This is a genomic window from Streptomyces sp. MZ04 (genome assembly GCF_004684775.1).
Lineage (GTDB): Bacteria > Actinomycetota > Actinomycetes > Streptomycetales > Streptomycetaceae > Streptomyces.
On record NZ_SRIC01000407.1, the window covers coordinates 1 to 5,862 of the forward strand.

Sequence of the window (5,862 nt, forward strand, 5' to 3'; positions counted from 1 at the left end):
GCCCCCTGCAAAACAATCTGGGCGGAAATCGAAGCCGCCCCGCCCACCCCCCATTCATGAACGCCACATGGCAGTCCCATTGCAGCCGCAGCTGATCCCTTGAGCGGCACCGACGGCCACGGCTACGTTCAAGGGGTCAGGTCAACGACTTGGCCGTGTGCCCGAGTGGTTGAGGGGCTGGACTGCAAATCCAGTAACGCGGGTTCGATTCCCGCCACGGCCTCCGAAGGAATACAGCGCGCGTCAGGCCCGGCGGAAGACGCCGGGCGTGACGCCGTACACCCGCTGGAACCAGCGCCCGAGGTGTGCCTGGTCGGCGAAGCCGGTCACCGCCGCGGCGTCGGCGGGCGTGGCGCCCGCCGCGAGCAGCGAACGCGCGTGGCGCAGCCGCAGTTGCCGCTGATAGTCGCTCGGCGCGAAGCCGAACTCGGCACGGAAGGACCGGTAGAGAGCGAACCGGCTGCAACCGGCGGCCGCTGCCAGTTCCTCGGCGGCTATCGCTTCCAGGTAGCCGTCGTCCAGCAGCGCTCGGGCCCGGCGGGCCGCTTGGCGGCGCGCGCGGTCGGTCGGCGTCCGGGCGGCCACGGGTGATGCCGTGGATGACGCGCCACGGCGGGTCATGGCGGTGACGGCCGCGGTCAGGCGTTCATCGCGCACCAACGGATCCGCACCGCCCGCCAGAGCCGCGTACAGCCGGGCCAGGGCGCCGGCGAGCGCCCGGTCGTCGAGCACCGGTTGCGGGAACAAGGGCAGGGCGGCGGAACGTCCATCGGTGGCGTCGGCGATGACATCGCGTACGACGGGCGGACCGATGTGCACGATGCGGTACTGGAACCCCAGCTCGGAGGCCGCCCGCCCGTCGTGGACCTCGTCCGGATTGAAGGCCATCACCATCCCGGCACCGCTGGTGTGCCCGGCGCCCCGGCAACGGAACCGCTGGGCGCCGGCGTCGGTGATGCCGAACGAGTACGTGTCGTGGCTGTGCGGCGGATAGACGTGATCGAGGAAGTGCGCGTGCATGGCCTCCACGGGACGGTCGCCGTCCCGCCAGTACCGCACCCAGTTGTCGGACCTGGTCATGGTCGCATTATGGGCACCGCACGAGCGTTCAAGACCAGCGACCACCACGCCCGCCATAGTCAGCGCATGCCACAGACGAAGAGAGGCTTGAACAGCCCGTACGTACTCCTGTCGATCACCATGGTGCTGTGGGGCGGCGCATTTTCCAGCTCCAAGTCGGTGGTGGAGCACCTGCCGCACTCGGTAGCCGCCCTACTCCGCTTCGGAGGCGCGGCACTGGCACTCCTGATGGCGGTGGCACTCCTCGGCAACCGGCAGGCGAAAGCAGCCCCTCGAACCCGCCGACGAGCCGCCCTGGCGGGCGTCCTCGGGGTCTTCGCCTACAACGGCTTCTTCTTCTGGGGCCTCTCCCTCGCACCGTCACTGGACGCGGGCATCCTCATCCCCGTGATGAGCCCCGTACTGACCAGCCTCTTCCTCCTCGTCACAGGCCGGGAGCGGTCATCGAGGGCACGCCTCACGGGCCTCGCACTAGGCCTGGCCGGAGCGGTGATCTTCTTCCTCGGCGCGGGAGGCAGCACGCACGGAAACACATCACGCCTCGCGGGAGACGCCCTGTTCCTCCTCAGCGCGGTGTGCTGGGCGGCCTACACACTCGCGGGCCCCCGGGTCCTGTCCGGCACAGATCCCCTGCGCGCCACCACGTACGCCACCTGCGCGGGAGCCCTGCTGCTCGGCCTGACCGCAGCACCGGACATCCCGGACGTGACATGGGGCGAACTCCCGCCGAGCGTCTGGCTGAACGCGGCCTACCTGGCACTGGGCGCGGCGGCTGTCGCCAATCTCCTCTACTACCGGGGAGTCGGAGCGGTGGGCCCCGCGTCCGCCTCACTCATGATGTTCACGGTCCCGGTCGTCAACACGATCTGCGGCACGCTGTTCCTCGGGGAGACGTTCGGCGCGGTGCAGGCGGCAGGTGCCCTGATCCTCCTTGCGGGAGCGGCACTGGCCGCGCTCGACGGCAGGCTCACCGCCAGGCGGGCGTCATACGCAGCGGACCAACTCCCACGTATCGGCGGCGAAGTCGAGGGTCATGCCGTGCCGCTCGTACAGGGCGAGGGCCCCGCTGCTGTTGCCGGTGTCCACGCCGAGCCCGATCCGCTGACGCCCCAGCGCGGCGTAGTGCCCGAAGGCGTGCCGCAGCAGGAAGCTGCCAAGACCACGCCCCCGGGCCTCGCGCAGAACTCCGAGGTGCCCGACCCAGGCCATCGATGACCGGTCGTTGTGCGTACGCACCACAGCCGCGTCCCCCGCCCCCTCGACCAGCAGGTGGGCACGGCGCCGGTCCGCTTCGGTCAGACAGGGCCGCAACGTGACACCGGGCGGCGGCGTCACAGGCTGATCGGCCGAGACGGACAGAGGCCGATCCATCACGTGGTACCGCCGAACCACACGCCAGCCCCGTCCGCGCACGGCCCGCAGGTCCAGGGTGGGATTGATGCTGAGGGTCATGTGGACCACGGCCCGCGCCGCCCCGTTGACAGCTGCCTGCTCAACGGCCCGCGCCTGCATCAGATCGCCAAAGAAGGCGCGACCGCCAAAGAAGGCGACGTCACGTCGCCACAGCCGCCTGCGGCCGAATCGGCAACCGATTGACCGGCCGCCCCGTAGCCGCCCGCACCGCCGAAGCAACCGCCGCCGGCGACGTCACGACCGGCACCGCGCTGGCCGCCTTCGCGCCGAACGGAGCGACGACGTCCCGCTCCTCCACCAGCTTCACGATGCGAATGTCAGGAATGTCCAGGGCAGTCGGCAGCGCGTAGCCCGTCAGATCCGGGTGCCGGACAAGACCCCGCGGCGTACGCAGGTTCTCCGTCAACGCCGCACCCACGCCCTGCGTGACACCCGCCTCGATACGCGTCTTCAGCTGAGCAGGGTTCAGAATGCGCCCCACGTCCTGGGCCACGGCCAGCTCCACAACCCGCACCGAACCGATCTCGACATCGACATCGACCACCGCCCGGATCGCACAGAACGCCATCCCCACAAAGGCGTCGCCCTGCCCCGCCTCGTCCAACGGCTCGGTCGGATGCGGACGGCACTGCGCCGTCGCCCACAACTCCTTGCCGTCCATCGCCTCCGTCACCGTCGTCGACAACACCCCGTCATACGACGTGATCTTGCCGTCGGTGATCTGAAGCAGCTCAGTGGACATGCCGAACTTATGAGCAAGAGGCTGCAGCAACTGCGTACGCACCATCTTCGCCGCACGCTCCACCGCACCGCCCGAAACCCACGTGTGGCGCCCGTGACAACTCGGCCCCGCAGGCGGCTGGTCCGTGTCGACGGGCGCGACCCGCACATCATCGATCCCCAGCGTCTCCTGGACGATCTGACGCGCCAGCGTAGTAAAACCCTGCCCCGTCTCGACCGCCGCACAGATCACCGTGGCGACACCGTCCTGGACCTTCACCGTGGCCGTGGAGACCTCGTCCGCGCCCTCCGCGCCCAGGAGTTGGACCATTCCGAGGCCGTAGCCGACACCCCGGCGCACCGCCGCAGGATCGCCCGCCCCCTCGGGGCCGCCAGGCAGCAGCCACTCGTCCTCGGGCGTGTCCTTCGGCAGCTCGGGGAGCGGGAAGTCCCGTACGGCAGCGAGGAGTTCGGCGACCGGCGCCGGGCACGTCACGGTCTGGCCGGTGGGCAGGATGTCACCCGTCGCCATCACGTTGCGCAGCCGCAGCTCCGCCGGGTCGATGCCCAACTTCTTCGCGATCTTGTCCATTTGGGCTTCGTACGCCGCGCACACCTGCATGGCACCCTCGCCCCGGACATGCCCGGACGGCGGGTTGTTCGTACGCACCGCCCAGCCCTCGATGAAGGCGTTCGGGACGACGTACGGCCCGCAGGCAAAAGAGACCGCCGCCGCCAGCGCGTCCGACGACGTGTCCGCGTACGCACCCGCGTCCAGCAGGACCTGCGCCTCCACCTTCACCAACTTGCCCTCGGCATCCGCGTGATGGCGGTAGCGGAGCAGCGTCGGATGGCGGTGCGCATGGCCCAGGAAGGACTCCTCACGCGTCGCCGTCAGCTTCACCGGGCAGCCGGTCTTCAGGGCGAGCAGACCGAGCGGCAGGTGGAAACTCGCGTCCTCGCGGTCGGCGGTCGCCCCGGGGACGCCGGTCACGACGACCTTCACGATGCCGGGGTCGATGCCGTAGCAGGCGGCGGCCATGTCGCGGTCGGTGTGCGGGTCGGTGGAGGCGATGTAGAGCTCCACTCCCCCGTCCGGACGCGGCACCGCGAGCCCCGCCTCCGCGCCGATCGGCGCGGGATCCTGGCGGCCGATGCGGTACAGGCCCTCGACGACGAGCTCGCCCGCCGCCTCCGGGTCGCCGTGCCGCAGCGGGATGTGCCGGATCAAGTTGCCGTCGGGATGCAGGGGTTCGGCCGCGAAGGCCTTCTCCGGGTCGGTTACCGGCTCAAGCACCTCGTACTCGACGAAGATCGCCGCGGCGGCCATCCGCGCCGTGTCCGGGTGGTCGGCGGCGACGGCCGCGATGGGCTCGCCGTGGTGGCGTACGACCTCGGAGGCGAACACCGGACGGTCCGGGGTCTTGCGGCCGAGCAGCGCCTCGCCCGGCACGTCCTCGTGCGTCACGACGGACCGCACGCCCGGCATCTCGCGCGCCTGCGACGTGTCGATCGACACGATGCGCGCGTGCGCGTGCGGGGAGCGCAGGACGGCCGCCCAGAGCAGCCCCTCCGCCCACAGGTCGGACGCGTAGGGGAACGTCCCCTCGGTCTTGGCGCGGGACTCGGCGGACGGCAGCGATGCGCCGATGCCGTGCGGCAGGGGCTCGGGGCCGGGCTGCGGCTCCGCTGCGGTCGCGGTGCTCGCGCCCCCCGCGGCTTCGTTGCTCACGCCTGGCCTCCGTCCTGGCCGTATGGTCCTTCGTACGTTCCCGGTCCTTCGTACGTTCCGTTCTGCGCCGCCAGGTTGACCCCGCCGGCGCCGGGGCCCGCCTGGCGCGGGATGCGCGGCTCGTCCGGCGGGTCGTCGGGCCCCGTGGGCTCGGCGGCGGCCGCGGACGCCTCGCGCTCGGCCACCACCTCGTGCACGGCGTCGAGCACACCGCGGTAGCCGGAGCAGCGGCAGAGGTTGCCGCACAGCGCGCGGCGGGTCTCCAGGTCGGACGGGGCGGGGTTGCCCTCCAGGAGGTCGTGCAGGGTCATCGCCATGCCCGGTACGCAGAAACCGCACTGGACGGCACCGCAGGCGGCGAGCGCGCGCTGCACGTCGGAGGGCTGGCCGTCGGCGGCGAGGCCCTCGACGGTGCGCACCTCGCTCCCCGCGGCGGTGGCGGCGGGCACCAGGCAGGAGGCGACGAGCCTGCCGTCCACCTGGACGTTGCAGGCCCCGCACTCGCCCTGCGAGCAGCCGTCCTTGGCGCCCGCGAGGCCGAGACGCTCACGCAGCACGTAGAGCAGGGACTCGCCGATCCAGGCGTCGGAGACGGGGCGGTCGGTGCCATTGACGCGCAGGACGTAGGAGCAGAGGGGGTGCTCGTCGCCGAGGTCGGCGGAAGTCGACGGGGGGTCTTCGGGGGCGGCTTCGGCTTCGGCCTCGGCTTCCGCTTCGACTTCCGCGTCAGGGGCGGCCGGGGCCTCAGGCGACTCCACGGGGGCGTCGTCGGTCACTTCGGCCGATACGGGCTCGGGCTCGGGCTCGGGAACAGCCACGGGCGCGGGCTCGGGCTCGGGCTCGACCGCGGCCGGGGGCTCAGCTTCGACGGCAGGCTCCGGCTCCGGAGACCACGGCTCACCCGCCCCGGCGCCCCC

General features: G+C 71.5%; 3 protein-coding genes, 1 tRNA gene and 2 pseudogenes. 2 read left to right on the plus strand and 4 right to left on the minus strand.

Going from position 1 to position 5,862, the window contains the following annotated elements; genetic code table 11:
* The first annotated feature begins 151 nt into the window (after nucleotides 1–151).
* Nucleotides 152–223 (plus strand) — tRNA-Cys (locus tag E2651_RS40530).
* 20 nt (nucleotides 224–243) lie between these two features.
* Here E2651_RS40530 and E2651_RS40535 read toward each other — a convergent pair.
* Nucleotides 244–1,080 carry an AraC family transcriptional regulator gene (locus E2651_RS40535; RefSeq protein WP_245239517.1) on the minus strand — a complete coding sequence of 279 codons (837 nt, stop codon included), beginning with the start codon at nucleotides 1,078–1,080 and terminating at the stop codon, nucleotides 244–246.
* Nucleotides 1,081–1,146: 66 nt separating this feature from the next.
* On the opposite strand from E2651_RS40535, the pseudogene E2651_RS40540 reads away from it, so the two are divergent.
* Nucleotides 1,147–2,019: pseudogene (locus E2651_RS40540) on the plus strand (DMT family transporter); the annotation flags it as partial.
* A 45-nt stretch (nucleotides 2,020–2,064) separates the two neighbouring features.
* On the opposite strand, the pseudogene E2651_RS40545 reads toward E2651_RS40540, so the two are convergent.
* The 3 genes and pseudogenes from E2651_RS40545 to E2651_RS40555 all read right to left on the minus strand — a co-directional run.
* A pseudogene (locus tag E2651_RS40545) lies at nucleotides 2,065–2,598 on the minus strand (GNAT family N-acetyltransferase); the annotation flags it as partial.
* Between the two features lie 34 nt (nucleotides 2,599–2,632).
* Nucleotides 2,633–4,945: a molybdopterin cofactor-binding domain-containing protein gene (locus tag E2651_RS40550; RefSeq protein ID WP_135336282.1), complete on the minus strand. Its 2,313-nt coding sequence runs from the start codon at nucleotides 4,943–4,945 to the stop codon at nucleotides 2,633–2,635.
* On the minus strand, nucleotides 4,942–5,862 hold a 921-nt coding region (locus E2651_RS40555), incomplete at its 5' end, for a (2Fe-2S)-binding protein (RefSeq protein WP_135336283.1). The genes E2651_RS40555 and E2651_RS40550, both read right to left, overlap by 4 nt.